Source organism: Caballeronia zhejiangensis (genome assembly GCF_000698575.1).
In the GTDB taxonomy this organism is placed as follows: domain Bacteria; phylum Pseudomonadota; class Gammaproteobacteria; order Burkholderiales; family Burkholderiaceae; genus Caballeronia; species Caballeronia zhejiangensis.
The window spans coordinates 64,887-91,116 of sequence record NZ_JFHD01000004.1; the positions used below are offsets into that span (position 1 = coordinate 64,887).

The 26,230-nt window shown below is 63.4% G+C and carries 31 protein-coding genes and 1 tRNA gene; 22 read left to right on the forward strand and 10 right to left on the reverse strand.

The annotated features are described in order from the left end of the window. The first annotated feature begins 114 nt into the window (after positions 1-114). Positions 115-1,281, forward strand: coding sequence for a mandelate racemase/muconate lactonizing enzyme family protein (locus BG60_RS08190; RefSeq protein WP_008345702.1), 1,167 nt, complete (start codon positions 115-117; stop codon positions 1,279-1,281). Positions 1,282-1,313: 32 nt separating this feature from the next. Here BG60_RS08190 and BG60_RS08195 read toward each other — a convergent pair whose 3' ends face one another. Beyond that, positions 1,314-1,535 (reverse strand): DUF2795 domain-containing protein, encoded by a 222-nt coding sequence (locus BG60_RS08195; RefSeq protein WP_008345700.1) that lies wholly within the window; start codon positions 1,533-1,535, stop codon positions 1,314-1,316. 123 nt (positions 1,536-1,658) lie between these two features. Between BG60_RS08195 and BG60_RS08200 the strand changes: the two genes are divergently transcribed. From BG60_RS08200 to BG60_RS08235, 8 genes are all read left to right on the forward strand, one after another. After that, entirely contained in the window at positions 1,659-2,204 is a 546-nt protein-coding gene (locus BG60_RS08200) for a DUF4142 domain-containing protein (RefSeq protein ID WP_034471082.1), read from the forward strand. Between the two features lie 149 nt (positions 2,205-2,353). Further along, positions 2,354-3,316, forward strand: coding sequence for an alpha/beta fold hydrolase (locus BG60_RS08205; protein WP_008345696.1), 963 nt, complete (start codon positions 2,354-2,356; stop codon positions 3,314-3,316). Between the two features lie 128 nt (positions 3,317-3,444). Continuing rightward, positions 3,445-3,942, forward strand: a complete 498-nt coding sequence (locus tag BG60_RS08210; protein WP_008345694.1) for a YciE/YciF ferroxidase family protein — start codon at positions 3,445-3,447, stop codon at positions 3,940-3,942. Positions 3,943-3,966: 24 nt separating this feature from the next. Further along, entirely contained in the window at positions 3,967-4,188 is a 222-nt protein-coding gene (locus BG60_RS08215; RefSeq protein WP_008345692.1) for a hypothetical protein, read from the forward strand. Between the two features lie 157 nt (positions 4,189-4,345). Continuing rightward, on the forward strand, positions 4,346-4,861 hold the full coding sequence (locus BG60_RS08220; protein ID WP_008345691.1) for a CinA family protein: 516 nt from the start codon (positions 4,346-4,348) through the stop codon (positions 4,859-4,861). Next, positions 4,858-5,715, forward strand: coding sequence for an ammonia-dependent NAD(+) synthetase (gene nadE / locus BG60_RS08225; RefSeq protein WP_008345689.1), 858 nt, complete (start codon positions 4,858-4,860; stop codon positions 5,713-5,715). Before BG60_RS08220 ends, nadE begins: the two co-directional genes overlap by 4 nt. Positions 5,716-5,723: 8 nt before the next feature. Further along, complete coding sequence (locus BG60_RS08230) at positions 5,724-6,614, forward strand: MBL fold metallo-hydrolase (protein WP_008345687.1); 891 nt, start codon at positions 5,724-5,726, stop codon at positions 6,612-6,614. Positions 6,615-6,669: 55 nt separating this feature from the next. Next, positions 6,670-7,701 (forward strand): SDR family oxidoreductase, encoded by a 1,032-nt coding sequence (locus BG60_RS08235; RefSeq protein WP_034471084.1) that lies wholly within the window; start codon positions 6,670-6,672, stop codon positions 7,699-7,701. 25 nt (positions 7,702-7,726) lie between these two features. On the opposite strand, the gene BG60_RS08240 is transcribed toward BG60_RS08235, so the two are convergent. Both BG60_RS08240 and BG60_RS36625 read right to left on the reverse strand, forming a co-directional pair. Then, positions 7,727-7,918 carry a DUF2934 domain-containing protein gene (locus BG60_RS08240; protein WP_008345682.1) on the reverse strand — a complete coding sequence of 64 codons (192 nt, stop codon included), beginning with the start codon at positions 7,916-7,918 and terminating at the stop codon, positions 7,727-7,729. 34 nt (positions 7,919-7,952) lie between these two features. Further along, positions 7,953-8,297: an ElaB/YgaM/YqjD family protein gene (locus tag BG60_RS36625; RefSeq protein ID WP_061164684.1), complete on the reverse strand. Its 345-nt coding sequence runs from the start codon at positions 8,295-8,297 to the stop codon at positions 7,953-7,955. A gap of 171 nt (positions 8,298-8,468) precedes the next feature. On the opposite strand from BG60_RS36625, the gene BG60_RS08250 reads away from it, so the two are divergent. Together BG60_RS08250 and BG60_RS08255 are read left to right on the forward strand one after the other, a co-directional pair. Beyond that, complete coding sequence (locus BG60_RS08250) at positions 8,469-8,885, forward strand: hypothetical protein (RefSeq protein ID WP_008345679.1); 417 nt, start codon at positions 8,469-8,471, stop codon at positions 8,883-8,885. 58 nt (positions 8,886-8,943) lie between these two features. Then, positions 8,944-11,361 (forward strand): glucose/quinate/shikimate family membrane-bound PQQ-dependent dehydrogenase, encoded by a 2,418-nt coding sequence (locus BG60_RS08255; RefSeq protein ID WP_008345677.1) that lies wholly within the window; start codon positions 8,944-8,946, stop codon positions 11,359-11,361. A gap of 51 nt (positions 11,362-11,412) precedes the next feature. On the opposite strand, the gene BG60_RS08260 is transcribed toward BG60_RS08255, so the two are convergent. The 4 genes from BG60_RS08260 to BG60_RS08275 all read right to left on the reverse strand — a co-directional run bounded on the left by BG60_RS08260 (position 11,413) and on the right by BG60_RS08275 (position 13,203). Beyond that, positions 11,413-11,682 carry a hypothetical protein gene (locus tag BG60_RS08260; RefSeq protein ID WP_235366133.1) on the reverse strand — a complete coding sequence of 90 codons (270 nt, stop codon included), beginning with the start codon at positions 11,680-11,682 and terminating at the stop codon, positions 11,413-11,415. Then, positions 11,679-11,906, reverse strand: a complete 228-nt coding sequence (locus BG60_RS08265; protein WP_008345673.1) for a hypothetical protein — start codon at positions 11,904-11,906, stop codon at positions 11,679-11,681. Before BG60_RS08265 ends, BG60_RS08260 begins: the two co-directional genes overlap by 4 nt. Before the next feature lie 113 nt (positions 11,907-12,019). Next, positions 12,020-12,661 (reverse strand): DUF1109 domain-containing protein, encoded by a 642-nt coding sequence (locus BG60_RS08270; RefSeq protein ID WP_008345671.1) that lies wholly within the window; start codon positions 12,659-12,661, stop codon positions 12,020-12,022. Beyond that, positions 12,658-13,203, reverse strand: coding sequence for a sigma-70 family RNA polymerase sigma factor (locus tag BG60_RS08275; RefSeq protein WP_033535687.1), 546 nt, complete (start codon positions 13,201-13,203; stop codon positions 12,658-12,660). Before BG60_RS08275 ends, BG60_RS08270 begins: the two co-directional genes overlap by 4 nt. Positions 13,204-13,568: 365 nt before the next feature. On the opposite strand from BG60_RS08275, the gene BG60_RS08280 reads away from it, so the two are divergent. The 3 genes from BG60_RS08280 to BG60_RS08290 are packed head-to-tail and all read left to right on the forward strand — an operon-like array spanning position 13,569 to position 15,285. After that, the gene (locus BG60_RS08280; protein WP_008345667.1) at positions 13,569-14,198 is read left to right on the forward strand and encodes a cytochrome b/b6 domain-containing protein; all 630 of its coding nucleotides are present in this window, start codon (positions 13,569-13,571) and stop codon (positions 14,196-14,198) included. Between the two features lie 14 nt (positions 14,199-14,212). Then, complete coding sequence (locus BG60_RS08285) at positions 14,213-14,989, forward strand: molybdopterin-dependent oxidoreductase (protein WP_008345666.1); 777 nt, start codon at positions 14,213-14,215, stop codon at positions 14,987-14,989. A 47-nt stretch (positions 14,990-15,036) separates the two neighbouring features. Next, positions 15,037-15,285, forward strand: coding sequence for a pentapeptide MXKDX repeat protein (locus BG60_RS08290; RefSeq protein ID WP_008345665.1), 249 nt, complete (start codon positions 15,037-15,039; stop codon positions 15,283-15,285). A 41-nt stretch (positions 15,286-15,326) separates the two neighbouring features. Here BG60_RS08290 and BG60_RS08295 read toward each other — a convergent pair whose 3' ends face one another. Continuing rightward, on the reverse strand, positions 15,327-16,181 hold the full coding sequence (locus tag BG60_RS08295) for an alpha/beta fold hydrolase (RefSeq protein ID WP_034471088.1): 855 nt from the start codon (positions 16,179-16,181) through the stop codon (positions 15,327-15,329). A gap of 144 nt (positions 16,182-16,325) precedes the next feature. Between BG60_RS08295 and BG60_RS08300 the strand changes: the two genes are divergently transcribed. Then, positions 16,326-16,955: a CGNR zinc finger domain-containing protein gene (locus tag BG60_RS08300; protein WP_008345661.1), complete on the forward strand. Its 630-nt coding sequence runs from the start codon at positions 16,326-16,328 to the stop codon at positions 16,953-16,955. 122 nt (positions 16,956-17,077) lie between these two features. Here BG60_RS08300 and BG60_RS08305 read toward each other — a convergent pair whose 3' ends face one another. Further along, on the reverse strand, positions 17,078-17,461 hold the full coding sequence (locus BG60_RS08305) for a hypothetical protein (protein WP_033535688.1): 384 nt from the start codon (positions 17,459-17,461) through the stop codon (positions 17,078-17,080). Between the two features lie 245 nt (positions 17,462-17,706). On the opposite strand from BG60_RS08305, the gene BG60_RS08310 reads away from it, so the two are divergent. From BG60_RS08310 to BG60_RS08330, 5 genes are all read left to right on the forward strand, one after another. After that, positions 17,707-18,147: an Hsp20/alpha crystallin family protein gene (locus BG60_RS08310; protein ID WP_008345658.1), complete on the forward strand. Its 441-nt coding sequence runs from the start codon at positions 17,707-17,709 to the stop codon at positions 18,145-18,147. Positions 18,148-18,175: 28 nt separating this feature from the next. Beyond that, the gene (locus BG60_RS08315) at positions 18,176-18,583 is read left to right on the forward strand and encodes an Hsp20/alpha crystallin family protein (protein WP_008345656.1); all 408 of its coding nucleotides are present in this window, start codon (positions 18,176-18,178) and stop codon (positions 18,581-18,583) included. Positions 18,584-18,772: 189 nt separating this feature from the next. Further along, positions 18,773-18,845: transfer RNA gene (locus BG60_RS08320), tRNA-Lys, on the forward strand. Positions 18,846-18,926: 81 nt separating this feature from the next. Continuing rightward, positions 18,927-19,166: a DUF3072 domain-containing protein gene (locus BG60_RS08325; RefSeq protein WP_008345654.1), complete on the forward strand. Its 240-nt coding sequence runs from the start codon at positions 18,927-18,929 to the stop codon at positions 19,164-19,166. A 104-nt stretch (positions 19,167-19,270) separates the two neighbouring features. Further along, positions 19,271-20,488, forward strand: coding sequence for a GGDEF domain-containing protein (locus BG60_RS08330; protein ID WP_034471091.1), 1,218 nt, complete (start codon positions 19,271-19,273; stop codon positions 20,486-20,488). A gap of 46 nt (positions 20,489-20,534) precedes the next feature. Here the strand turns inward: BG60_RS08330 and BG60_RS08335 are convergent, their stop codons facing one another. After that, on the reverse strand, positions 20,535-22,034 hold the full coding sequence (locus BG60_RS08335; protein WP_008345650.1) for an argininosuccinate lyase: 1,500 nt from the start codon (positions 22,032-22,034) through the stop codon (positions 20,535-20,537). Positions 22,035-22,301: 267 nt separating this feature from the next. On the opposite strand from BG60_RS08335, the gene BG60_RS08340 reads away from it, so the two are divergent. After that, on the forward strand, positions 22,302-23,678 hold the full coding sequence (locus BG60_RS08340; protein WP_008345649.1) for a DEAD/DEAH box helicase: 1,377 nt from the start codon (positions 22,302-22,304) through the stop codon (positions 23,676-23,678). A gap of 278 nt (positions 23,679-23,956) precedes the next feature. After that, a complete protein-coding gene (locus tag BG60_RS08345; RefSeq protein WP_033535689.1) occupies positions 23,957-26,053 on the forward strand; it encodes a hypothetical protein in 2,097 nt (698 codons plus the stop codon). The last annotated feature ends 177 nt before the right edge of the window (positions 26,054-26,230 follow it).

Genomic DNA, 26,230 nt, shown 5'->3' on the forward strand with positions numbered 1-26,230 from the left:
TGTGAATAATGATGTGAACGGAAGTGCAGTTTAGCAGCGTTCGTCGCGGGTAAGCTACGTTCCACGTTGCAGCCGCCGGGTTGCAATACCTGCCAAGACCCTGGAGACATTGCCGTGAGAATCGTCGAAATCCGCGAGAAGACCGTACCGATCAGCTCACCCATCCGTAACGCCTACATCGACTTCAGCAAGATGACGTTGAGCGTGGTTGCCGTCATCACCGATGTCATGCGCGATGGCGAGCCGGTCGTCGGCTACGGCTTCAACTCGAACGGCCGCTACGGCCAGGGCACGCTGATGCGCGAGCGCTTCATTCCGCGCATCCTCGAAGCCGATCCCGCTTCGCTCATGAACGACGCAGGCGACAATCTCGACCCGCACAAGATCTGGGCGACGATGTTCACGAACGAGAAGCCGGGCGGTCATGGCGAACGCTCGGTCGCCATCGGCACGATCGACATGGCGATCTGGGACGCGGTCGCGAAAATCGAGGGCAAGCCGCTATTTCAACTGCTCGCCGACCGCTATGGCGACGGTGAGCCGGACCGCAGGATTTTCGTGTACGCGGCGGGCGGTTACTACTATCCGGGCCAAGATCACGAAACGCTCAAGGACGAGATGCGCAGCTACATCGATCGGGGTTATACGGTCGTGAAGAAGAAGATCGGCGGAGCATCGCTCGATGAAGACCTGCGCCGTATCGACTCCATCCTGAGCGTGCTGCAGGACGGCCAAAAGCTCGCAGTCGATGCAAACGGCCGCTTCGACCTCGACACGGCCATTCGCTATGCGAAGGCGCTCTCGCAATACGACCTCTTCTGGTACGAAGAGCCGGGCGACCCGCTCGACTTCGAACTGCAAGCCACGCTGCGCAACTACTATGCCAATCCGATGGCGACGGGTGAAGACCTGTTCTCGATGCAGGACGCTCGCAATCTCATCCGTTACGGCGGCATGCGTGCCGACCGCGACTGGCTTCAGTTCGACTGCGCGCTGAGTTACGGTCTCGTCGAATATCTGCGCACGCTCGACATGCTGCGCGAGCACGGCTGGTCTCCGAGCCGATGCATCCCGCACGGCGGCCATCAGATGTCGCTGAACATCGCGGCGGGCTTGGGTCTCGGCGGCAACGAGTCGTATCCGGACCTGTTCCAGCCATACGGCGGCTTCCCCGACGGCGTCAAGGTCGAGAACGGCTACATCACGATGCCGGACCTGCCGGGCATCGGCTTCGAAGGCAAGTCCGATCTCATCGTCGAGATGAAGAAGCTGCTTACCTGAGCGGCAATGCGCTGCGCGCGCCGTCTACCGACTCAGCCTTCTTCCTGACCGACTGCCTTCGACACCTCCGCGGGCGTCTGAAACTGCTGATCCGGCAACGCATCGAGCGCGGACATCACGTCTTCGCTTGCGCCGTTGCTGCGCGCGGTTTCGACGAGCGTCTGCTTGTCGGCGGGATAGTCGACGCCCTTCAAGGCTTTCTGCATGTCGATGAACACGCTGTTGGAACCGCCGGAGGATGAGTTGCTTGCCATGATTCGCTCCCTTGATCAATGAATCATGGCCTTCGACAGCAGCCGTTGTGCCTGTCCAGCGCGGGGCACGGCATCGCAATTGCTGACATATGCCGCGATCGACCATTTACTCAGGAGGCTTCCATGAAGGCACATTCGGCTCTCGTTACACTCGTCGCGGCAGGTTTCATCGGCGCGGCGCCTATCACCGTGCTGGCACAGACGCAGGCAGCGAGCACCACCCAGGCCAACGACCTGCCGGCGGTGGACAAGGCTTTCGTACAGGCCGCCAGCGAATCGAGCTCGACCGAGATCGACACGGCCAAGCTGGCGACCAGCCAGTCGCAGGACAAGGACGTGAAAAGCTTCGCGCATCACATGATGATCGATCATACGAAGCTGACGATGCAGCTGAAGATGGCGGCGCCGCATGGCGTCGAAGTGCCGACGGACAATTCGGACACGACGGTTATCGATGCGCTCAAGCCGCTCAAGGGCAAGGAATTCGACACCATGTACATTCAGAAGGTCGGCGTCGAAGGGCATCAGAAGGCCGTCGCCGCTTTCCAGAAGGAAGCGCAGGAAGGCCAGAACGCCGACCTCAAGAAGGCGGCGCAGAAGGCGCTGCCGACCATCCAGAAGCACCTGAAGATGGCGCAGGATCTCGCCGCGAAGAAGGGCGTGCAATAAGCCCGGCTGACGGTTTCGGAGCACCGAAGCCGAAGCGATGGACGAAGCCCCGCGCGGAACCACGCGGGGCTGCTTTTTCTTGCGGGCTCGCTGGCGCGTCTACGAGGCAGCGCGGGTTCGCCGGATTCATCAGACCGAACGGGTAACGCATGTCAGATACACGAACCGGATCCCTGCTCTCGCGCCGCGCGATAGCCGGCGGCGCGGCTGTCGCGTCGATCGGTCTTGCCGCATGGACGGCCATGCGAGCGCGGCGCGCGGAACGCGACTTTCCGCCCACGGGCCAATTCATCGACGTCGATGGCGTGCGCCTCCACTATCTCGACGAAGGAGAAGGCCCGGTCGTCGTCCTGCTGCATGGCAATCTGGTCGCGTCGCAAGACTTCGTGGCGAGCGGATTGTTCGAGCGGCTCGCCCGGCGTCACCGCGTAATCGCCTTCGATCGTCCCGGCTTCGGGCACAGCGAGCGGCCGCGCGCGCGCATCTGGACGCCGCAGGCTCAGGCCACGTCGATCCAGCTTGCGCTTAAAAGGCTGGGACTGACGCAAGCGGTGGTCGTCGGTCATTCGCTCGGCAGTCTCGTCGCAGCGGCGATGGCGCTCGAACCACGTCTGGACATTCGCGGGCTCACGCTGATCTCGGGTTACTACTATCCCACTGCGCGCGCGGACGTTGCGATCAGCGCGCCCGCGGCCATGCCGATCGTCGGCGATGTGCTGCGCTACACCGTGTCGCCGATCGTCGCTCGCATGATGTACGGCCGCACGGTGCAGGCCATGTTCGCGCCGCGCGCCGTACCCGATGCCTTTCACGGCCATGTACCGCGCGAACTGGTCTTGCGCCCGTCGCAGATGCGCGCGACGGCAGAGGACGCCGCTTGCATGATTCCGGCCGCGGCATCGATGTCCGGGCGATACGGCGAGATCGACGTGCCGGTTCGCATTTTTGCCGGCAGCGACGACGCAATCGTCGATACGGACTCGCAGTCGGGCCGTCTTTACAAGGACATCGCACAAAGCGCGCTTTCGATCATGCCGGGCCTCGGGCACATGGTGCATTACGACGACGCGGGCCGCATCGGCGACGCCATCGAGACGATGGCGCTCGAATAGCCGCGACTGCGCATCCAGAACCGTTAGGCAAGCTGATCAAGATTGCACGGCACGCGAATTGCGCGGAGAGAAGCGGGCGCCGGTCGAGCCGGCGCGTCCCATCAACCCGATCCCGAACCGGAGGCATCATGGCATCGAAAACGTTGCAGGACCTTTTCATTCATGCACTTTCCGACGTGTACAGCGCCGAGAAGCAACTGACGAGAGCGCTGCCGAAGCTCGCACGGGCGACGACCAACGGGCAACTGAAGCAGGCGTTCGAGACGCATCTGGAGGAAACGAACGGGCAGATCGAGCGCATCGATCAGGTGGTCGAACTCTTCGGCGTCAAGTTGAAGCGCATCAAATGTGCGGCGATGGAAGGTCTCGTCGAGGAAGCGCAGGACGAAATCGAAACCTTCGAGCAGGGCCCGATTCGCGACGCCGCGTTGATCGCCGCCGCGCAAAAGGTCGAGCACTACGAGATCGCGACCTACGGCACGCTGGCGACGCTCGCGAAGCAACTCGGCAACGAGGACGCGATGAAACTTTTGCTCGATACCTTGCAGGAAGAGAAGGCCACGGACGAGAAACTGACCCAGCTCGCGAAGACGCAACTCGCCGAGGAAGTGCAGCAGAAGGGCTGAAATTCGTTCACTCTGGAGATGAAGATGGCAGGCGACAATTCATACAAGCCGGGCGAGATCGTGAAGGTCTCGGGTATCTACTCGGTGGTCCACGATGACGGCAAGGACACGTTCGAAGTGACCTGCGTGGAAGGCGAGCACTTTCCGCCCACCCGGAGCGGAAAAGGCGCGCACTTCGAGCTGAAGTACGGCGCCACGCATGCTCACAAGCATGGAAATCTCAAAGGAACGGAAGCCCGGTCCTGATCGACGCCTTGCCGTAAGCGCGACATCGACGCACGCCGACAGGGTTCGGCGTGCGTCGTTTTCTTTGCGGCTGTCACACGACATGCCGGGCTCCCGCAGTGGCATACGAACTGCTAACAGCATCGCAACAGACCAGAACCTTTCGGAAGGCCGAATCATGGACATTCCCCGTCAGGCCGTGTCATTCCTCACCTCGCGCGGACTCATGCTCGCGACAGCCGAATCGTGTACCGGCGGATTCATCGCCTCGCTGGTGTCGTCGGTGCCCGGCAGCGGAAGCTGTCTCGACGTGGGCTTCGTCACGTACTCGCCGACTGGCAAGGCCGGCTTCCTCGGCGTGCGCGAGGACACCATGCAGCAGCATGGGCTGACGAGCGAAGCCGTCGCGCGCGAGATGTCGGAGGGCGCGCTGCGGCAGGAAGCATGTTGCGCGCAGATCGCGGTATCGAATACGGGCGTCGCCGATGCGGTGCCCGACGGGCCGCCATCGGGTACGCAGTGCTTCGCGTGGTCGTATCGTGCGCGCGATGGCACCATCGTCACCTTCAGCGAGACGAAGAAATTCGAAGGCGAACGCAACGATGTCCGGCGCGAAGCGGCGCTTTATGCGCTATCGCGCATCGAACACTACTTCGATCAGCAGCACGCACAGCGAGTCAGGGAGAAACGATGAACGAGCAAGCTACCGATTGGCGCAGCTGGCAGGCAGCCGTGATTCGCGAACTGGGTGTCGCGAGCGATTTCGACGTCGAAGCCGAGCGCGAGCGGCGCATCGACTTTCTTTGCGGCTATCTCTCATCGCAGGGACTTCGCACTTACGTACTGGGGATCAGCGGCGGCGTGGATTCGTCGACGGCGGGGCGCCTCGCGCAACTGAGCGTCGAACGTCTTCGCGCGAGCGGTTATGAGGCGCACTTCGTCGCGCTGAGACTGCCCTATGGCACGCAGCGCGATGAGGAAGACGCCCGGCTCGCGCTCGATTTCATACGTCCGGACGAAACGCTGACCGTCAACGTCAAGGGCCCATCCGACGCCATGCTCGCGGCGCTCAAAGAGGGTGGCGCGCAGTACACGGACGACTTCCAGGAAGACTTCGTGCTCGGCAACATCAAGGCGCGCGAGCGCATGATCGCGCAGTACGCCGTTGCGGGCGCGCGGGTGGGCGTCGTCATCGGCACCGATCACGCGGCCGAATCGCTGATGGGATTCTTCACGAAGTTCGGCGACGGCGGCGCGGACGTGCTGCCCTTGTCCGGTCTGAACAAGCGCCGCGTGCGTGCGCTTGCGCGTTCGATGGGCGCGGTGGATCGCCTCGTGATGAAAGTGCCGACAGCCGATCTCGAATCGCTTACGCCGCAACGCCCCGACGAGGATAGCTATGGCGTGAGCTATGAAGACATCGACAACTTTCTGGAGGGCAAGGAAGTCAGCGAAGAAGTGCTGCTGACCATTCGCCGCTTCTATACGGCGACGCGCCACAAGCGCGCGCTGCCGGTCGAAGTGCCGCGCGAAGACCGCTCTGCTTGAGGCATGGCGTGCGTGTTCATCACCTCAACTGCATATCGAGTTGTCCGCTCGGCGGCAAGCTCTTCGATGGCCGCACGCCCGGCCTTCTGCGCCGGGGCGAACTGACGTGCCATTGCCTGCTCGTCGAAACGGGCGAAGGTCTCGTTCTGATCGATACAGGCTTCGGATTGCGCGATGTCGCCGATCCGCGCAGCCGCCTGTCGGCGTTCTTCCTGCTGATGCTCAAGCCGGACTTTCGCGAGGAGATGACCGCGCTACGCCAGATCGAACGGCTGGGCTTTTCGGCCAGCGACGTGCGTCATATCGTGCTCAGTCATCTCGACTTCGATCACGCGGGCGGCCTCGATGATTTCCCGCACGCGAAGGTGCATATGCTGCGCATCGAGCGCGACTATGCGGTGCGTCAGCAGACGTGGCTCGATCGGCAGCGCTTCAGACCTCAACAATGGTCGACGCAGGCGAACTGGCAACTTCACGATGCCACCGCCGGCGACCGCTGGCATGGCTTCGAATGCGTGCGGCCGCTCTCGGATTCGTTGGACGATATCGCACTCGTGCCGCTCAGAGGACACACCTTCGGTCATGCGGGCATCGCGGTACGCAAGGAAAACGGTTGGCTGCTGCTGGCGGCCGACGCGTATTTCTTTCATACGGAGATGGATCTCGAACATCCGCGCTGTACACCGGGACTGGCGTTCTATCAATGGATGATGGAAAAGGACCGCGCGGCGCGGCTAAGGAATCAGGCGAGGCTGCGTGAGCTGTGCGCCAGCGTCGATTCGCGCGGCAAGCTCGACGTGTTTTGCAGCCACGACCCGATCGAATTCGAGCGCATGGCCGGACGATCGGCGGGCATTCCGGCCGACGCTTTCATACGGCCCGCGCGCTCGTGGGCGTAACGCGGCATGTCGCATGCTCTCCCGGTTTGGTCCAACCATAACCGGCGAGATCATCATGCGAGTACAGCTCAAACCACTCAGCGAACAAGTGATCGTCATCACGGGCGCGACGAGCGGTATCGGTCTCGTCACCGCGAGAATGGCGGCGAAGCGCGGCGCGCGCCTCATGCTCGTGGCGCGCGACGAAGCGGCGCTCAAGGCGCTGTCGGACGAGTTATCGCACGGTGACACCCAGCGAGCGGCTTACGCCGTTGCGGACGTGGGCGACGCGGCACAGTTGCAGGCCGCAGCCGATGCGGCCATCGCGCGATTCGGGCGCTTCGATACATGGATCAACAATGCGGGCGTATCGCTCTATGGCCGATGTACCGACGTCCCGCTCGAAGACCAGCGCAAGCTCTTCGATACGAATTTCTGGGGCATCGTGAACGGCTCGCTCAGTGCGTTGAAGCATCTGCGCGAGCATGGCGGCGCTTTGATCAATCTCGGCAGTGAATTGTCGGATGTCGCCATTCCGCTGCAAGGGGCATACGTCGCGTCGAAACATGCGGTGAAGGGCTATACCGATGCGTTGCGCATCGAGCTGGAAAACGATCGTGCGCCGGTGTCCGTCACGCTCATCAAGCCTGCGGGAATCGACACGCTCTTCGTCGAGCACGCGCGAAACTATCTCACGCACGAGCCGAAGCTGCCGCAACCGGTCTATGCGCCCGAGGTGGTCGCTAAAGCGATATTGCATTGCGCCGAGGTGCCCGAGCGCGATGTCCATGTCGGTGGGGCGTCGCGCGCGATGGCGTCGTTCGGCCAGCGCGCACCGCGACTGTATGACAGGCTGGTCAGTCTCGTCGGCGTGAAGGCGCAACTCACGCGGCAGCCTCATGGCGAAGGCGACGCGTTGTATGAAGGGGCGGGCAGTCTGCGCGAACGGTCGGGCCGCAACGGCAAGGTGCGCGAGCGAAGCCTTTACACCGATGCGCGCATCGATCCGCCCGGCATGCGCGGCGTGGCGATGGGCGTCGCCGCCTTGCTGCTGCTCGACGCCGGCCGCCGCTATCTTCGGGCGACGCGCAAACCGAGGTTCGAGTAAGCGCGTCGTCGAGTCATCTTCGAGATCAGCGAGAGGACGGCGATGCGCCGGCGGGCTCGCCTCCCGGCAATTCGTTGCCGCCCATGCCAGGCTCGGTCGCCAGTTGCTGCTGCGCGATGATCCAGAACTCGTCCGAGCGGCCTTCAGGGCCGCCCGCTTCTTCCCAAAGCCGATAAGCGAGTGCCCGAATCTGTTCTTCGCTAGCCGGGACGTCCATGATGCTTTCCTCCTTTTCAGCGAACGAGCGATGCTCAGCGCGCGGCGAGCATGCCCACGACCACGCCGACCAGCGCGGCCATCGTGATCGCCTTCCACGGATTCTCGTGCACGAAGTCGTCGGTCGTATCGGCGGCGGCGCGGTACTTTCGGGTCATCGCGTCTTGCATGTCGGCGAACCGGGCCTTCGCATCGGAGCGCAGATTGCTCGTCGACGTTGCATCGTTGCCTGCATCCCATGACTTCGATGCTTCGCGAAAGCTGCTGTGGTCTCCATTCGAGGATGTCATGTTGTCGCTCGTCGGGAATTCATAGGCGCTGTCGGCTCTTTCGGTCTTGATAGCGTTGACGGGTTCGAGCGCGCGGTCGTTGTCAGCCATGCTTGCCTCCACTGGAAATCGTTTGAATGCGATGAAGTCGCGGTGCGCGTCGAGAGACGCGCATGTGCGTGGCGCAATCGGCGTGCCGTCCTGACGAAACGAAAGTCCCGCGTGTATGGCATATCCGTTGCTCCATGATTCGCCGACTTTCATCGCTAATGGAGCGTACAAATGTTTCCTGTTCTGATGCAGCCTTTCTTCTCCGTCGCGCGCACGAATCTCGAGACGGGCTTGCGCGCCGCTTCCAGTTTTGCGGTCGGTTTCCGGCAACTCGGAGAACTGAACGAAAAGACGATGAAATCCGCGCTCGCCGATGTGCGCGTTCAGTGGGGCGCGCCGCAGGCCAGCGAAGCGCAGCCTGCATTGCCGGTCGCGTTCCTGTCGTACGCAAGCGATCTGCTGTCGATCATCGCCGCGACAGCCGCCGATGTCATCGATGCAATAGGCGCCACGTCATCGCAGCCGGACCCGGGCGCGCCGAAACTCGTGCTCGCGGAATCGATCGAGCCGCCGGCATCGGTGAGCGCATCGGGCGAGACCGCAATCGTCGACGCGACCGGCGCGGTCGTGGCCCACGTCCCCAAGTAAAGCAAACGACAGGCACGACGACTGCTGCGTTGCCGGCAACGCATCCTTTTTCCATCGAATGAACACATCCTCCTCGCCGCCGCCCGCGCGGCATCGTTCGCCTTCGTCCGTGCCGAAGTGGATCACGATCGTCTTTCTCGTTCTGTCGGGGCTTTACATGGCCGTCGGCGGCGGATGGCTGATCGCGGTGGGCGGCTCGCCATACTACGTGGTCGCCGGCGTGGCGATGCTCGTGATCGCGTGGCTCGTCTGGCGCGCCAACGGCCTCGCGCTGTGGCTCTACGCGGCGCTGTTGCTCGGCACGCTGATATGGGCGATCGTCGAGTCGGGCTTCGACTTCTGGGCGCTCGCGCCGCGTCTCGATGTGCTTGTCATCGTCGGCATATGGATGGTGCTGCCATTCGTGCTGCGCATCTTTACGTGGCCCCGGCAGTCCGGCGCACTCGCGCTCGGTGCGACCATCGTGCTGTCGGGCATCGCGCTCGCATATGCGGTGTTCAACGATCCGCAGGAGCTGGACGGCACGGTGCGCGCGGCGCCGTCGGCTGCCGCCACTGCGCCCGCGCAGCAAGATGGCGACTGGCGCGCTTACGGCAATACGCAGACCGGCACGCGCTATTCGCAACTCGCGCAGATCAACGCGGGCAACGCGCACGAACTGAAGGAAGCCTGGCGCTTTCGCACGGGCGACATGAAAGGCCCGAACGATCCGGTCGAGATCACCGATGAAGTGACGCCGCTCGCCATCGACGGCACGCTCTTCTTCTGCACGCCGCATCAGAATGCGATCGCGCTCGATGGCGCCACGGGCAAGGAGAAATGGCGCTTCGATCCGAAGCTCAAGCCCGATCCGAGTTTCCAGCACGTGACTTGCCGCGGCGTGTCGTACTACGAGACGCCCGCTGCCGAGCAGGCGCGCGCTGCCGGCAACACGACGAATCTGCCGATGTGCGCGCGCCGCATCGTGTTGCCCGTCAACGATGGGCGTCTCTTCGAACTCGACGCCGCGAGCGGGAAGCCGTGCCCCGAGTTCGCGACGAACGGCGTGCTGGATCTTCAGCATCTGCAGCCGGTCAAGACGCCCGGCCAGTACGAGCCGACGTCGCCGCCGATCGTCACGTCGAAAGTGATCGTCGTCGCGGGCGCGGTCACGGACAACTACGGCACGCGCGAGCCGTCGGGCGTGATCCGTGGTTTCGACGTGAACACCGGCAAGCTGCTGTGGGCCTTCGATCCCGGCGCGCACGACCCGAACGCGATCCCCGACGATCAACATAGCTACACGCAGAACTCGCCGAACTCGTGGGCGCCCGCTGCCTACGATGCGAAGCTCGATCTCGTCTATCTGCCGATGGGCGTGACGACCCCCGATATCTGGGGCGGCAACCGCACGCCCGATCAGGAGCGCTATGCGAGCGGGCTGCTCGCGCTCAACGCATCGACGGGCAAGCTGGCGTGGTTCTATCAGACCGTGCATCACGATCTCTGGGACATGGACCTGCCCGCGCAGCCGACCATCGCGGATATCAGGGATCAGAGCGGCAACATCGTTCCGGCGATCTACGCACCGGCTAAGACCGGCAACATCTTCGTGCTCGACCGTCGCACCGGCAAGCCGATCGTGCCCGCGCCCGAGCAGCCGGTCCCGCAAGGCGCGGCCAAGGGCGATCGCCTCTCGCCGACGCAACCGTTCTCGCAGCTCACTTTCCGGCCCGCAAAGAACCTGACCGACGCGGACATGTGGGGCGCGACGATGTACGACCAGCTCATGTGCCGCGTGATCTTTCATCGGCTGAAGTACGAAGGGCCGTTCACGCCGCCGTCCGAGCAGGGCACGCTCGTGTTCCCCGGCAATCTCGGCATGTTCGAATGGGGCGGGCTCGCCGTCGATACGGACCGACGCATCGCAATCGCCAATCCGATCGCGCTGCCGTTCGTCTCGAAGCTCGTGCCGCGCGGCCCCGGCAATCCGATCGATCCGCCGCAAGCGGGCCAGGCGGGCACCGGCACCGAAGTCGGCATTCAGCCGCAATACGGCGTGCCGTATGGCGTGGAGCTGAATCCTTTCCTGTCTCCGCTGCGTCTGCCTTGCAAGCAACCCGCGTGGGGTTATGTCGCCGCGCTCGATCTCGACACGAACAAGGTGATCTGGAAGAAACGCATCGGCACGACGCGCGATGCATCGCCGATTCCGGTTCCGTTCCGCATGGGTATGCCGATGCTGGGCGGACCGATGACGACCGCCGGGCACGTCTTCTTCATCGGCGCGACGCAGGACGATTACCTGCGCGCCTTCAGCACCGACACCGGTGAAAAGCTCTGGGAAGCGCGTTTGCCCGCCGGCGGCCAAGCCACCCCGATGACCTACGAAGCGAACGGCAAGCAGTACGTGCTGATCGCGGCGGGCGGTCACGGCTCGTTTCTGACGAAGCTCGGCGATTACGTGATCGCGTATGCGCTGCCGGACAAGCATTGACCGCGACTCGTCCCGCCTGATCGATCGATTCGGGCGGGACGCGGAGCCCGGCTAGTCGCCTTGCTCGTCGAGGTTCTTGCTCGATGAATTCGATCCTTCCGTGTCCGGTTTCGACGACTGGTCTTTTCCGGACTCGGTTGTCGATACGTCCAGTTCATCGAGCTTTTTGTCGATTTTTTCCTTGTCGCCGCGGTCCAGCGCTTCGCGAGCCGCGCGGTCTTTTTCGCGCTCGTCCTCTGCATTGGCTGCGTTGTTTTCCGGCTGGTTCATGCTTTCGTCTCGGTGGTCGATATCAGGGATGGGATCGTGCGGACGCGTCATCGCGTATTGAGCCGCACGAAAGCGTCGATCCAGTCGCGGGCCCAGATCCTTGCGTACGCGATCGCGTCTTCGCGCGTGTCGAATCCGGCAAGATCGCCGCTCATGAAGATCTGGCCCTCGCTTCCGTTTTCCGCGGGCATGGTGATTCGCGCGTGGGCCATGAACTCGCCGTCTGCCCGGCGCGGGGTGGGATCGATGTCGAAAGTAAGGGAAGTGGGGCCCATGGCGTTGCTCCGGCTGACATCTGATCGGACGCGGCGACGTCGCGCTTCCTTACATCAGCATTGATCGGGCCTGGCAGGATCGGCTTCGGTACGCTCGCGCCTCACGACGCCGATCACCAGCGCAGCAGCCTGGGCCCGAGCCAAGCGCCGATGCCCGCGGGCAGCATCATGCCGATTGCGTACCACACGCTCCAGAACGCCGGGCTCATCTCCGGGCAATGCAGGCAATAGGCGACGGTGGCGATCGCGCTCGCGAGCAGACCGGCGACCGCGCCCACGAGGCGAAGGCGTGTGGGCGCGAGACTCTTCATCGCCCAGAACACGGCGGGAAAAGTCGGGACCGACAGCAGCAGAATGTTGAACGGACACGTACGCCACGACTGGCCGAGCACGATGGGCAGACGTTCGGCCGGCGCGGCGCCCTCGAGCACCAGCCAGCCCGCGAGCCACACCGCGACGAACGGCACGCCGACGAGCGCCCACGCATAACCCGCACGAACGCCCGGACGCCCGAGCCGCGTCACGGCGATGAACGCGCCGATCGCCACCACGAACGGATACGCCATCTTGGCCCAGAACACCGGCGTGCGCGCGATGCTCGCGAGATCCGGCCGCACGCCGTAGACGATGGCCATCAGGATCACCGAGCCGAGCGCGCCCAGCAGCAGCGCCCTGGCGAAGCGCCGCGCCACCGCGCCGCGATCGATGCGCGTCACCTGATTCGAGAGCAGCCCGATGAGGTCGTCGGTTTTCATCGCAACCCCCGAAGCCGTGCGGCGAGCGCCTTGAGCCCACGATGCACGCCGACCTTGACCGCCGATTCCGACAGCCCCGTGATGCGCGCGGTTTCCATCACCGACAAGCCTTCGAGTTTCATATGCACGATCGGCAGGCGCTGCTTGTCCGGTAAGTCCTCCAGCAATTTGCCTATGTCGCGCCGCGCTTGCGCGGGTTCGTCGTCGGAGACGGCGAGCAAGTCGGCATAGTCGTCGATGGGATCGTTCAGGGATTCGCGGCGTGCGCGCGAGCGGAAATAGTCCATCAGCTTGTAGCGCGCGATTGCGTGCAGCCACGCGGTCAGCGGTTCGTCGGTGCGATAGGTGTGACGCGCATTATGCACGGCGAGCAGAATGTCCTGGACGAGATCTTCGACATCGTCGCGATGCTGCGGAATGCGTCTGCGCAGATAGCCGCGCAAGTGCCGCGTAAGCGCCTGCAGAAAATCGCGGTATGCGTTCGGGTCGCCATCGAGTCCGGCGATGAAAAGCACTCTCAGGCGGTTTTCCGCTTCTTGCAAGATGGTTCCCGTATTGGCGAGACGGCCGGACGGCGATTCATACACGACGCCTGACGTGCGCGTACGGGGCGCGGACGCGTCGTGTGTCAGATCGGGCGCTTCAGAATAGACGAAGCCGTGATGCGCCGCAATAGCGCTCACGAGGGTCGAAAAGGCGCCGTCGCGGTCCATCTTTTTCATTGCGCAAGCGTGTTGAAAGCCGTGCGTATCCGCATGACGAACTCCTTGCATGTCTTGTGAGCTAGTTCGTCTTTGCGTGCCGATTGGTTACACGACGGGAAACAGAAAAAGAAAAACCCGTCTGTAACCGAACGCGGACTCGCGACGAATTCACCCGTATCCGACGCTTCATCACGGGGACCGACATGCAAACGACACTCACGCAGACGCGCGAAACCGCGCAACGCATTCCGCCCATTCATCCGCTCTGGCTGCGCATCACGCATTGGCTCAACGCGTTCGCCGCGCTGATCTTGATGCTTTCGGGCTGGCGCATCTACGACGCTTCGCCGGTGTTTCCAGGCATCGTCATTCCGACGTCGATCACGCTCGGCGGATGGCTCGGCGGGGCATTGCAATGGCATTTCGCCGCGATGTGGCTGCTGGTCTTCAACGGCATCGTGTATCTCGCGCTCAATCTCGCGAGCGGCCGCTTTCTTGCAAAGTTCTTTCCGCTCTCGCCGCGCGCCGTCCTGCACGATCTGATCGCGGCGCTCACCGGCAAGCTTTCGCACGCGGACCTTCGTCAATACAACGCGGTGCAGAAGCTCGCTTATCTCTTCGTCGTGATCGATCTGATCGTGCTCGTCCTGTCCGGTCTCGCGATCTGGAAGTCGGTGCAGTTTCCGTTGCTGCGCGAAATGATGGGCGGCTATGACCGCGCGCGCGTCGTGCATTTCGGCGCGATGGCGTTGATGGCTGCGTTCGTGGTCGTGCATGTCGCGATGGTCGCGCTCGTGCCGCGTTCGCTGCTCACCATGCTGCGCGGCCGCTGATCGGGAGACTCGCGATGAACACGAACGACAGAAAGATCATGAAGCTCGACCGCGCCTCGATACTCGCGGACGCGCGCCGCGAACTCGACATGCCTTCGCGGCGTCTCTTCGGCAAGCGCATGCTGACGCTCGGCGGCCTGTCGCTGTTGACCGGCTGCTCCATCACCGATGAAGACTCGGTCAACACGTTCCTGACCGCCGTCTCGCGCCTGAACGATCGCGCGCAGGCGCTGCTCTTCGACCCGAAGCGTTTCGCGCCCACTTATACCGAAGCGCAGCTCACGCGACCGTTTCCGTTCAACGCGTATTACGGCATCGACGACGTGCCGCATGTCGATGGCGGCGACTATCGGCTGAAGGTGAGCGGCCTCGTCACGGGCAAGCGTGTGTGGACCTTGCCCGAGCTGTATGCGCTGCCCCACGCGGAGCAGATCACGCGGCACATCTGCGTCGAAGGCTGGAGCGCGATAGGGCGATGGGGCGGCACGCCGTTCTCCGAGTTTCTGCGTCGCGTGGGCGCGGACACGACCGCGAAATACGTCGGCTTTCGCTGCGCGGACGACTACTACGAAAGCATCGACATGCCGACCGCGCTGCATCCGCAGACCTTGCTCACGTTCGAATACGACGGCGAGCGTCTGCCCGCGAAATACGGTTATCCGATGAAGCTGCGCATGCCGACCAAGCTCGGCTACAAGAACCCGAAGCACATCGTCGAGATGTTCGTCACCAATACGTATCCGGGCGGCTACTGGGTCGACCAGGGCTACAACTGGTTCGGCGGTTCCTGATCGCCGCACCGCATTTTTTGCTTTTCAACCCACGAAGGAGATGCACCATGAAGCGACTGATGACCGCAGTGTTTGCAACCATGATGGCGCTCGGCGCTTCGTCCGCGTTCGCGCAGGCGAGCGGCGCGATGTCCAACGACGCCATGTCTCACGATGCCATGAGCAAAAACAGCATGTCTCACGACTCGATGAGCAAGGACGCGATGTCGCACGACTCGATGAAGAAGAGCGACAAGATGAAGAAGAACAACGCGATGGGCATGGACCATCCGGCTTCGGGCGCGATGTCGCAGTAAAAGCGAAGGCCGGGTGCGCGCCCGGCCTTGCTTACCCGTGATTAGTCGGCGAGGAATTCCTTGATCGCCGCCGCGATCTGCGCCGCGTGCGTTTCGAGCGCGAAGTGGCCCGTATCGAAGAAGCGCACGTCCGCGTTCGGGATGTCGCGCTTGAACGCTTCCGCGCCCGGCGGCAGGAAGAACGGATCGTTCTTGCCCCACACGGCGAGAAACTTCGGCCGATGCTCGCGGAAATACGCCTGAAACGCCGGATAAAGCGCGACGTTGTTGCGATAGTCGGCGAACAGATCGAGCTGCACTTCGTGCGCGCCGGGACGGTTCAGATAGTAGTCGTCGAGCGAGTAACCATCGGGCGAAACCGCCGACGCATCGGGCACGCCGTGCGTGTATTGCCACTTCGTCGTGTCCTTCGTGAGCATCGCGCGCAACGCATCGCGATTCGTCTGCGTCGGCGTCTGCCAATACGCGCGGATCGGACTCCAGCCGTCGCTCAGTCCTTCCTCATAGGCATTGCCGTTCTGCGAAACGATCGCCGCGATGCGTTCCGGATGCTTCAGCGCGAGGCGGAAACCGGTCGGCGCACCGTAATCGAAGACGTAGACCGCATAGCGATCGAAGCCGACCCGTTCCGTGAAGCGGTCGATCACGCCGGCGATGTTATCGAACGTGTATGCGAAGCTGTCGCGGCTCGGCATGTCGGAGAGGCCGAAACCGGGAAGATCGGGCGCGACGATATGAAAGCGGTCGGCCAGGAGCGGAATCAGGTCGCGAAACATGTGGCTGGAACTGGGAAAGCCATGCAGCAAGAGCAGCTTCGGCGCGTCTGCCGGACCGGCTTCGCGATAGAACACGTTGAAACCGTCGACGTCGATATGGCGATGAGCAATGGTGGACATGGTTGTTTCTCCGCGAGTGAGGGCGTTCGTTCGTGTAACCGTTAAACGTCTGCGATGAAGGTTACTTATCGACTGGGTAACTTGTCAAGTGCGTTTTTAGCGGTTACGATGAAGTCATCGTAGAAACACCGCTGGACCGAAGAAATGGAATACCGCTCACTTCCCGCATTCTTCGTGGCTGACGCGCCCGGCCTCGACTTTCTCAACTCGGTTGCCACGCCGGTCGATGAACCCGTCGACTGGCTCGCCGACGGCGAGGGCTTTTTGTCTTGGCTCGAACAGGCGAGCCTCGTGCCCGCCGACGTGCTTGCGCACATGCGTTCGCAAATCGCACCCGCCGAACTGGACGAGGTCGCGGCGAAGGCGCGCGGCTTGCGCGAATGGTTCAGATCGTTCGTGCAGAAGAACAAGGGGCGGCCGCTCGCGGCTAAAGACCTGCGCGAACTGGAAGCGCTGAACACCGTGCTGAAGCGCGATGAACAACACGGCGCGATCGTCGCGGATGCGAGCGCTTCGAGCGGGCTTGCATTCGCGATGCAGCGCCGCTATCCGACGGCCGAGTCGCTGCTGATGCCGATTGTCGAGGCGCTCGCGAAACTCGTCTGCGAAGAGGATTTCACCTACGTCAAAGCGTGCGAAGGTCCGACATGCACGCTGCTATTCGCCGATCACACGCGCGGTCACGCTCGCCGCTGGTGCAGCATGGCCAGTTGCGGGAACCGCGCGAAAGTCGCCGCGCATCGCGCGCGGCTCAGGGAAGGAAAGGGCGGTTGAGTTCTAATGGCGTGACGCGAGATCGAAGGTCCGGCCCCTGCTCGAGGTTACCGGACGCCGGGACAAGGTCGCGCACTCATTGTTCGCCGCAGGTCTGGAGCTCTGGTGTCGCGTGCGACGGTTCACTGGATCGGCGGCACCACGCCGAGCTTTTCGGCCAGCATTCTCTCGTAGACTCCGAAGTGCAGATCGACCTCTTCCTGCGTGACCACCGTCACGGAAATATTGATCTTCGTGGGCTGCAGGCCGAGGACCGTCGCGATCGCCACCTCCAGTTGCGGCGCACATAACCGGTCGTCGGCGAACGTGGTGCCGACGGCAATCTCGTAAGCAGATTCCTGCTGGAAGACGACTTCAACGAGCCGCGCACGCGCGCTCATGTTGCTGTCGATCGCCAGCCGGATGACCTCGACCGCCGTACGCATCGTCTCGGTCGGAAAACCCCTTGTCGAGCGCAGCCGGATTCGGTGCCGGCCCAGGGTCAGCCAATCGTATTCGAATTCCATGATGTCCTCGCATGGTCCGTCGGAAGCGTCGTGAAGATAGGGTGCGAGCATTCCAATTCAAGAGCGGAAAGTCGCAAAAATCCCCTTGAAATTTCCGCTCGGGATCCTATCTTGAATTCCGCTCAGGCAGTCGCGCCAGCAGTCCGGCGCGCTGCGTGTTTCGATTTGTTTGCCCGCAGCATGGCAGACGAACTGGAGCGCGTAGGCCGGTTCGTCTTCCTGCTGGTTTCAAGGAGGAAATGACCATGAGCGATCTCTACTTCGGGACCGACCTTTTCAGCGAGTTCGACCGTCTGCAACAGCAGATGGCGAGCCTCTTCGGCGGTTTCCCCTCCAGCATCCGTTCCGGGCGCTCGGGCGCCTTCCCGCAGGTCAACATCGGTTCGACCGACGACTCGATCGAGATCGTCGCGTTCGCGCCGGGTGTCGATCCGGCCAGCCTCGATGTATCGATCGACAAGGGGCTGCTGACCATCAGCGGCGAGCGCGGGAGCGCACAGCCGGAAGCCGGCGACGACACGCGTACCTATGCGCAGGAGCGGTTCGTCGGCGCTTTCCGGCGCGTCATCGAGCTGCCGCAGCACGCGGACCCCGACAAGGTCACGGCGCAGTACACCAATGGCTGCCTGACCGTGAGCATCGGCAAGCGGGAGACGTCGAAGCCGCGCGCCATCACGGTTCAATGAAACGCGTCGCAGAACGTAGGAGGACATCATGAACGACACGACCAAACTTGCCAGGAAAGACGACACGACGGTGGCTCGGCGCGACGACGAGCAGTCGCCACGCCGGATCACGCTGGCGCCGCCCGTCGACGTCTTCGAGGATAGCCAGGGCGTCACTCTGTGGGCGGATCTGCCCGGCGTGACGAAGGACCGGCTCGATGTGAAGGTCCACGACGGCAACCTGTACATCGAGGCCGAGGCGGTGGTGCCCACGCCGGCAGGACTGCGCCTGCAGCATGCGGAGATCCGCCAGCCTCATTTCGCGCGGGCGTTCTCGCTGGGGGCTGACTTCGACGCATCGAAAATCGATGCGAACCTGAAGAACGGCGTGCTGAAGCTGACGATACCGCGCCGCGACGAAGCCCGGCCGCGCCGAATCGAAGTGCGTACGAACTGAGGCCGGCGGGCGGGCAGCAACGACAGGAGAACGTGGGTGGCGGCCGTCTGCCGCCACCCTCCGACTGCGCAGACCCGGATGCGCACCGTCATCAAGGAGCGCTCGCGCGGACATACACGCGATTGCCGGCCATCGGCCAGGGCAGGCACCCAAGAAGCGCCTTTGTGGCGGGCGGAGATCGGGCGAGCCGGGCCGTTAGCTCAGTTGGTAGAGCAGCGGACTTTTAATCCGTTGGTCACTGGTTCGAATCCAGTACGGCCCATATCGGCATCACACGTCGGGGCTTTCGCCCAGGCAGGGCACATTCTTTGCGCAGCAAGGGGCATTGCAAGGAGATCCCAGCATGACCCAGAAATCCGCCGATCCGCAAGACAACCCCAAATCGCACCCGACGTCGAACGCGGAAAAAGACCCCGCCGACTGGACCACAGGCGATGAGCCGATGACCGGCGCGCAGGCGTCTTACCTCAAAACGCTCTGCGAAGAAGCCAAGGAGCCTTTCGACGAAACCCTGACGAAAGCCGACGCGTCCCGCCGCATCGACGAACTTCAGCAAAAGACGGGGCGCGGTAAATCAGGCTGACGGCACGCGTCCGAATCCGGCACGCGTGCCTAAATTTTCCGATTCTGCAGCCGTAAACGAGTCATGTCAGATCGTCTTCGGCCGGAAGAAGGCTTAACGAGCGCATGCGTGTCGACCTCATCACCCTTTACCTGTTAGCGATAGGAACGCTCCTCGCCAGCAGCGCGCTGACGCTCTGGGAGCGCCGGTCGTATCCGCGGCGCAGGCGCGAACTCGGCGTGCTCGCGGCCGGTTATGCGACGCTCGCGCTCGGCTGCGCCGCCGCGTCGATGCGGCACGGCGTGCCCGGCCTCCCCGGCGTCGTGGGGGCCGCGGTGTCGAATCTCATCATCGTCGGCGGGTATCTGCTCAATCTGCAAGGCGTCGCGCTCCTGAACGGACGCCGCTACGGCCGGTTCGCCGTCGGCATCCTGTCGATGCTCGCGCTCGCCTGGGCCATCGCGGGCAAGCGCGGCGAAGCGGTCATGTGGGCGTACATCAGCGCCATTCCCATTGCCGTGGTGTGCGGTCTGACTGCGCGCGGACTCCTCGGCACGCAAGATTCGAAATGGAAGCAGTCGCGCAACATCGCCGTGGCCGTCACGGGCGGCCACGCGCTCTTCTACGCATTCAGGGCCGCGATTCTGCCGTGGCTGGCGGCGTCGTTCGGACCGCAGTTGCTGGCGATCGCCGGTCAGGCGACGATGTATGAAGGCGTGCTCTATTCCGTCGTTCTGCCGATGACGCTCCTGCGCCTCGCGCGCGACGAAGCCCACGCCGATCTGCGACGCGAATCGCAGACCGATTACCTCACGGGTCTCGGCAACCGCCGATGGTTCTTCGAAGAAGGCGCACGCGTCATCCGCGAAAGCGACGCCTTTCCGCCGGCGTCGTGTCTCGCGCTCGACCTCGACCGCTTCAAGGCGATCAATGACCGCTTCGGCCACGAAGCCGGCGATGACGTACTGAAGTCGTTCGCGAAGATTCTGCGCAGCGTGCTCGGACGCGATGTGATCCTGGCGCGCATCGGCGGCGAAGAGTTTGCCGCGCTGTTGCCGGGGCACGAAAGCGCCCGCGCGAAAGACCTGGCCGAAGCCGTCGTTCGCCGCTTCGCGCAGACCGTCACGCGCACGGCGGGCGGCGTGGAGATCGAGGCGACGGTGAGTATCGGCATGGCACGCATCGGCACCGATGAAGACACGCTGGAAAAAGTGCTCGCTGCCGCGGATCGCGCGCTCTACAGCGCAAAATCGCGCGGCGGCAACCGGCTTGAAATCGCGCGAGCCGCGACGGCCCGCGCGAATCTCGACGATGCGCCGGACCGCCGTCTGACGGCACTCTGAGCGTTCATTCGCCTGGGTCGAGCAGCCCGTTGCAACACCCGGACGATCACCGGCTGCTCAAGAGCTTGTCGAAGTCACGATCGAGTCCGGCCAACGATGAATCGATCGTCTTGCGCTTCTCGGCCACCCATGCGTCCTGCTGCGCGATCTTCGCTCTTGCCGCAGTCAGCATGCGTTCCATCTCGGCCGGTTGAGGCCCGCCGACGGTACGCCGGTTATCGACGATAGCCGCCGGATTCAGCGTCGAACGAAATTCCTCTTCGCTCATCGGCAGCACGCCGTTGCCGTAGCCTTTGGTCGTTTCGGCGTAGATGCGCTGCGCCTGATCGTAGGGGAAATCGCTGGGCTTGATATCGTTCGCTCGCGCGTATTCCACGACCTCCGACGCGAAGTGGTGGCCCAATCGGAAAGGCAGCTTGTATTTGCGCATCAGCACGTCGGCGACTTCCTGCGATGCGGTCCAGTCGCTGTTCAGTTCCTCCAGCGCCCGGCCCTGATCGATCACCAAAGCCTTGAGAATGTCGTCCCATTTGCGCAGGACGGTGATAGCGCTGTTCACCATTTCCTTGTTGTCCCTGACTTCCTTCGCGTCCGGCATGCCGGGCGGCAGATTGTGTGCGCGAATGACCGGTCCCATCGCGAGCGTGATGGCAGTCGATGCATCCGCGCGTGTCGAATTCAGCAGGCCCGGATTGCGCTTCTGAGGCATCGCGCTGGAAACGTAGGTGTTGTTGCCGCCTTCCTGAAGCAGAATCCACGGACGCGGCTGCGCATATTGCGTCATGACGTCCTCGATGAAACTGCCCGCATGAAGCGCGATGCTCGTCACGATCGAGCCGACTTCTACCGGATGATCGACCGCGGCGATCTGATGCGCGTCGTAGGCGTTGTCGACGATGTCGGCGAAGCCCAGATATTGCGCCATGCGAACGCGGTCCAGCGGCCAGCTCGTGCCGTTCAGCACCGTGGTTCCCATCGGGCACAGATCGATGCGTGCGTACGCTTCGCGGATGCGCTGCGCGTCGCGATCGAGGGCGGCAGCGTAACCGAGCAGATAATGCCCGTAGCTGTTCGGCTGGGCGGCGACGCCATTGGTGTAATTCGGCACGATGGTGCGCTCGTGCTTTTGCGCCAGCGTCACGAGCGTCGCGGATGTCTTGTTCAACTGTTCGGCGAGGCGCAGCATATCGTCGCGCAAGATGGCGGCGCGATACGTGGCATGCATGTCCTGGCTGGAGCGCCCGGCGTGCAGCAGCGTCACATCCATTCCTGCGGCTTGAATCAGCAGCGGCTCGAATGTGATGACGGTGGAAGGGCGCTTGCCGCCGGGTTGATTGCCGTCGTGAATCACTTTGGCGAGGCCTGCCGCGATGCCGGGCACCAACGCCTTGTCCAGCAACCCTTCCTGACTATTGATGACCGCGGTAGCCTTGTTGATTTCGCCGAGCCAGTAAAACTCGTCGCGGTTCGTCGTCTGCTGGGCGCTCGCGGGCAACGCATGGAGAAGAATCGCGAAAGCGAGCGGAATTACCTTCTTTCTGAGCATGGTCTCGATTGTCCTTGTCGCTGCAGTGACAGCGTTTGTTCGAATAGCCGTTGCGCCGATAGCGAAGAGCGCATTCTAAACGCGGGCCTTTTCATCCATCATCGCAATCGATGAAGCGGGTCATCGCGGTGTCTCCTCGATCTCGCAAGCGCGGCGGGTTCATCGATGCGAATCTGGAACCCGAGCTTTCGCGCCGCTTTCGATGGCGCGCGCCGCCGATGCGCGCTTCGTAAAGCTAAAATTGCGGTTTTAGCCCGGAATACGTGCATGTCCTTCGCCTCGCTTGGCCTGATCGGTCCGTTATTACGTAATCTGCAGGACCTCGAATATCGGACACCTACGCCGGTGCAGGCGAAGGCGATTCCTGCCGTGCTCGGCGGCAAGGACGTCATGGCTGCGGCGCAGACCGGCACTGGCAAGACGGCGGGTTTTGCGCTGCCGCTGTTGCAACGGCTGGTGCAGCACGGTCCGCCGGTGTCCAGCAACCGGGCGCGCGTTCTGGTGCTGGTGCCTACGCGTGAGCTGGCAGAACAGGTGCTGCAGAGTTTCATCGAATACGGCAAAGGCCTCGACTTGCGATATCTGGCCGCCTACGGCGGTGTGAGCATCAATCCGCAGATGATGAAGTTGCGCAAGGGCGTCGATGTGCTCGTCGCCACGCCGGGCCGTTTGCTGGATCTCAATCGGCAGAACGCGGTGCAGTTCGATCAAGTGCAGACGCTCGTGCTGGACGAAGCCGACCGCATGCTCGATCTCGGCTTTGCGCGCGAACTCAACGCTGTCTTTGCGGCGTTGCCGACCGAGCGCCAGACGCTGCTGTTCTCCGCCACCTTCACCGACGATATCCGCGCGATGGCGGCGGGCATTCTGCGCGGGCCGGTCAATATCAGCGTCAGTCCGCCCAATGCGACGGCCAGCAAGATCAGGCAGTGGGTCGTGCCGGTGGACAAGAGAAACAAGCCTGATCTCTTCATGCATCTCGTGGCCGAGAACAACTGGGAACACGCGCTGGTGTTCGTCAAAACCCGCAATGGCGTGGATTATCTGGCGGCGATGCTGGATGAAGCGGGATACGCCGTCGACACCATTCACGGCGACAAGCCGCAGCCCGCGCGCTTGCGTGCGCTCGAGCGCTTCAAGACGGGCGAAGTGAGCATGCTGGTCGCCACCGACGTAGCCGCGCGCGGGCTGGATATCGATGACTTGCCGCTGGTGATCAACGTCGATCTGCCGATCGTCGCGCAGGACTATGTGCACCGTATTGGCCGTACCGGACGCGCGGGCGCCAGCGGTGTGGCGGTGTCCTTGGTGTGTGCCGATGAAGCGCCGCAACTGGCCGCGATCGAAGCGCTGATCCGGCAAACGCTGCCGCGTGAAGAAGAGCCGGGTTTCGAGGCCGAACACCGCGTGCCGCAAACCAGCGCGACGGGCCAGATCATCAAGAAACCCAAAAAGCCGAAGAAGCCCAAAGTCGCGCCGGCCTCGACGTCCCGCGTTGCGGACGCGGACAAAGGCATGATCTCGCCTGGCAGCAATCCTTTCGGCGTGCAGAAGCCACGCGGCAAATCCGCCGGCAAGCCAGCGGCGGGGTCGCGCAAGCCCGCTGGTAAATCCGCTGATGGGCGAAGCAAACGGCGACCCTGATCCGGTCTGAACCTCAGCGTGGCGATAAACAACCGCTAGTGGCCGAGAGCAATCAGCGAGACCCTGTCATGGCACGGCGGTCGAGCGTGACGTCACGGATGCGCCGCGCGGCCACGATCCGCTCTTCTTTAGCCTTTCGAATCCGCTGAACAACCGGCCGTTTTCGAGTCTGATCGCCGGATCGCGGTGCTGACGCTTGCCTTACGCTGATGACGTCGATGGTCGGCTTTCCGAAAGCCGCATCGGACACATCAAGCGCGGTTCATCGCCGCGCCCGCATCCTTATCGGTAAGGTCATCGTGAAGCCCATTCTTTTCACCGCCGCGGCGAGCGCGGCGTTTTCCCTGTGTCTGTCCGCGTGCGGCGGATCGACTCCGTCGACGTCGGGCGGCGTATACATGGGCCCGGTCGCGAACGCATCGGTGACCGTGCATGAGATCGCGGCCGACGGCACCGTCGCCGACAAGGCTTCCGCCATCGCCACGACCGGCAGCGACGGCACGTTCAAGCTGACGGGCACGCTGCGCTATCCGCTGCTCGTGCGCGTGACGGGCGGCAGCTTCGAGGAAGAAGCGAACGGCACGGCGACGACGCTCACCGGCGAACTCGACGCGGTCTATCTGAGCGCGCCTTCGCAGATGGTCGTCTCCGCGTATTCGAATGCGATCGTCGCCGATGCGCGCGCCGCGGGCGGTCTTATCGCGGGCAATATCGCGGCGGCTATGGCGCGCGTGAACGCGTTCGCCGGCGATATCGACGTGCAGCAAACCATGCCGGCACTCGTCGCGGCCGGCACGGCGTCGACGGTCACGGACGGCGCGAAGATGGCGCTCGCCCTCGGCGCGGAGTCCGAAAGCCGCACGGCCGACGGCAGCAGCATCGAGGCGAGCACGCAGGACATCGTCGCGCAGGCGGCCAACGGCGACACGCTGACGTCGTGTCACGCGGGCGCGGGCAACATCGCGGAAGACGGCACGGTGAGCGCGCCGGGCGGCGGCAACTGCTCGATCACGACGGGCGCGGCGACGTACATGTCGAATCCGCGCAACCGCTCGGGCATCAGGTCGGTCGCACAGATCGAGCCGGTGATGCCAGGCGCGGTGCAGACCGCGAAGGGCAGCGCGAGCACGTGCGGCGACCGCGTCGCGCTTCTGACCGATAACCTCGCGCTCTTCGATGGCCGCCGAAACGACGTGCAGGCGAAGCTCACCGGCAAGCTGACGAAGACCAACTGGTCGACGCTCAAGACGCCGAGCAGCTGGGGGCCGCTCGCCGGCCAGTACGGCGCGATCCAGGCGCCCGCCGGGTGCGCGGATATCGGCACGTTCCAGCGTGAACTGGTGATCGCGGTCGAGAATTACTGGGTCGATCAGAACATCAACTATTGCCACCACCATATTCCGGGCTGGCTGCCGTTCGACGATTCGTCGGATGCCGATCCGAAATATCGCAACTCGTCCAAGGGCAGCACGTCGGGCGGAAAGACCGATCCGGCGCAGAAGTACGGCATGACGTGCACGGCGCAGCGCAGCGGCGTCGACGGCTCGCAGGTCGTGCAGCGCAAGGGCGAAACGAACGCGGCCGCGCTCGAGCCGGCGCAGATTCAGTGGCACGGCGTCGACTGCTCCGACTTCACCGCGTGGGTCTACAACTTCGCGGGCTTGACCACGGACAATCGCGAAGTCGAAACCGGCATCACGACGCAGGCGTGCATGACGCCCGCGGGCGCCACGACGACGCCGAAATGGGCGGGCGTCAAGCAAATGGGCGTGTTGCTCGACATCAACCACGGCAATTTCGATGCGACGTCGAAGCTGCTGTTGCCGGGCGATCTGCTCTATATCACGCAGGCGCCGAAGAAGGTCAACGGCGTGACGGCGCCCGAAACGGCGACGTCGACGATCGCGTTGTCGCACGTCGTCACGTGGACGGGCAAGACGTGGTCGCAGTTGCGCAACGGGCCGGACGGCTGGCGCTACGATCCGGCGCACATCGGCGAGCCGGGTTCGCGTCTGGGCGGCGATCTCGCGTACATCCTCAACGACGACGACGTCGAGGCCGCGCTGAAGCGTCTCGATCCGTACATGATCATCGACAGCCATTACGCGGGTCCGGCGTATCGCCCGTTCTACGGCTGGTATCGCGGCAGCGTGTCGAACGCGCGACGCATCATCGATGCGGACGCGGCGCGCGCGAACCCCGAACTCGCCGATCTGATCATCGAGCAACGTTCGACGCGCGCGGCCACGACGACCACGCTCGGCCAGATCGTGCTGGCGTCCAATCGCGGTCTCAAGAACGGCTACACGCTGCAGTACACGCAAGGCAGCAACGGCGCGATCGCGGACTGCGAACGCGTGGGCATCGCTAAATAGAGCGGCGTAAAAGCCGTCAAGCAACGGCGCGGCAAGACCACGGACAGTCGCCTCTTCGGCGCACTGCTGGACGTTTTTGGCCGCGCCGCTTCGACTAGGCGAGGACGCCGCCGCGGCCGGGTAGCGTGTGTTCGAGGCCGCCCTCACGAGCGACCCTGTGTACGCGCCAAGCTACGG

What these genes read in the sequence shown, in the direction of transcription:
- BG60_RS08300 (WP_008345661.1), top strand. Translation starts at nt 16,326, where the DNA reads ATGGAATACCGCTCACTTCCCGCATTCTTCGTGGCTGACGCGCCCGGC.
- BG60_RS08260 (WP_235366133.1), bottom strand. Translation starts at nt 11,682, where the DNA reads ATGACGCGTCCGCACGATCCCATCCCTGATATCGACCACCGAGACGAA.
- BG60_RS08295 (WP_034471088.1), bottom strand. Translation starts at nt 16,181, where the DNA reads ATGTCCACCATTGCTCATCGCCATATCGACGTCGACGGTTTCAACGTG.
- BG60_RS36625 (WP_061164684.1), bottom strand. Translation starts at nt 8,297, where the DNA reads ATGGCTGACAACGACCGCGCGCTCGAACCCGTCAACGCTATCAAGACC.
- BG60_RS08265 (WP_008345673.1), bottom strand. Translation starts at nt 11,906, where the DNA reads ATGGGCCCCACTTCCCTTACTTTCGACATCGATCCCACCCCGCGCCGG.
- BG60_RS08285 (WP_008345666.1), top strand. Translation starts at nt 14,213, where the DNA reads ATGAACACGAACGACAGAAAGATCATGAAGCTCGACCGCGCCTCGATA.
- BG60_RS08250 (WP_008345679.1), top strand. Translation starts at nt 8,469, where the DNA reads ATGTTTCCTGTTCTGATGCAGCCTTTCTTCTCCGTCGCGCGCACGAAT.
- BG60_RS08255 (WP_008345677.1), top strand. Translation starts at nt 8,944, where the DNA reads ATGAACACATCCTCCTCGCCGCCGCCCGCGCGGCATCGTTCGCCTTCG.
- BG60_RS08340 (WP_008345649.1), top strand. Translation starts at nt 22,302, where the DNA reads ATGTCCTTCGCCTCGCTTGGCCTGATCGGTCCGTTATTACGTAATCTG.
- BG60_RS08235 (WP_034471084.1), top strand. Translation starts at nt 6,670, where the DNA reads ATGCGAGTACAGCTCAAACCACTCAGCGAACAAGTGATCGTCATCACG.
- BG60_RS08335 (WP_008345650.1), bottom strand. Translation starts at nt 22,034, where the DNA reads ATGCTCAGAAAGAAGGTAATTCCGCTCGCTTTCGCGATTCTTCTCCAT.
- nadE (WP_008345689.1), top strand. Translation starts at nt 4,858, where the DNA reads ATGAACGAGCAAGCTACCGATTGGCGCAGCTGGCAGGCAGCCGTGATT.
- BG60_RS08280 (WP_008345667.1), top strand. Translation starts at nt 13,569, where the DNA reads ATGCAAACGACACTCACGCAGACGCGCGAAACCGCGCAACGCATTCCG.
- BG60_RS08290 (WP_008345665.1), top strand. Translation starts at nt 15,037, where the DNA reads ATGAAGCGACTGATGACCGCAGTGTTTGCAACCATGATGGCGCTCGGC.
- BG60_RS08315 (WP_008345656.1), top strand. Translation starts at nt 18,176, where the DNA reads ATGAACGACACGACCAAACTTGCCAGGAAAGACGACACGACGGTGGCT.
- BG60_RS08200 (WP_034471082.1), top strand. Translation starts at nt 1,659, where the DNA reads ATGAAGGCACATTCGGCTCTCGTTACACTCGTCGCGGCAGGTTTCATC.
- BG60_RS08220 (WP_008345691.1), top strand. Translation starts at nt 4,346, where the DNA reads ATGGACATTCCCCGTCAGGCCGTGTCATTCCTCACCTCGCGCGGACTC.
- BG60_RS08215 (WP_008345692.1), top strand. Translation starts at nt 3,967, where the DNA reads ATGGCAGGCGACAATTCATACAAGCCGGGCGAGATCGTGAAGGTCTCG.
- BG60_RS08325 (WP_008345654.1), top strand. Translation starts at nt 18,927, where the DNA reads ATGACCCAGAAATCCGCCGATCCGCAAGACAACCCCAAATCGCACCCG.
- BG60_RS08270 (WP_008345671.1), bottom strand. Translation starts at nt 12,661, where the DNA reads ATGAAAACCGACGACCTCATCGGGCTGCTCTCGAATCAGGTGACGCGC.
- BG60_RS08330 (WP_034471091.1), top strand. Translation starts at nt 19,271, where the DNA reads ATGCGTGTCGACCTCATCACCCTTTACCTGTTAGCGATAGGAACGCTC.
- BG60_RS08195 (WP_008345700.1), bottom strand. Translation starts at nt 1,535, where the DNA reads ATGGCAAGCAACTCATCCTCCGGCGGTTCCAACAGCGTGTTCATCGAC.
- BG60_RS08305 (WP_033535688.1), bottom strand. Translation starts at nt 17,461, where the DNA reads ATGGAATTCGAATACGATTGGCTGACCCTGGGCCGGCACCGAATCCGG.
- BG60_RS08310 (WP_008345658.1), top strand. Translation starts at nt 17,707, where the DNA reads ATGAGCGATCTCTACTTCGGGACCGACCTTTTCAGCGAGTTCGACCGT.
- BG60_RS08210 (WP_008345694.1), top strand. Translation starts at nt 3,445, where the DNA reads ATGGCATCGAAAACGTTGCAGGACCTTTTCATTCATGCACTTTCCGAC.
- BG60_RS08205 (WP_008345696.1), top strand. Translation starts at nt 2,354, where the DNA reads ATGTCAGATACACGAACCGGATCCCTGCTCTCGCGCCGCGCGATAGCC.
- BG60_RS08240 (WP_008345682.1), bottom strand. Translation starts at nt 7,918, where the DNA reads ATGGACGTCCCGGCTAGCGAAGAACAGATTCGGGCACTCGCTTATCGG.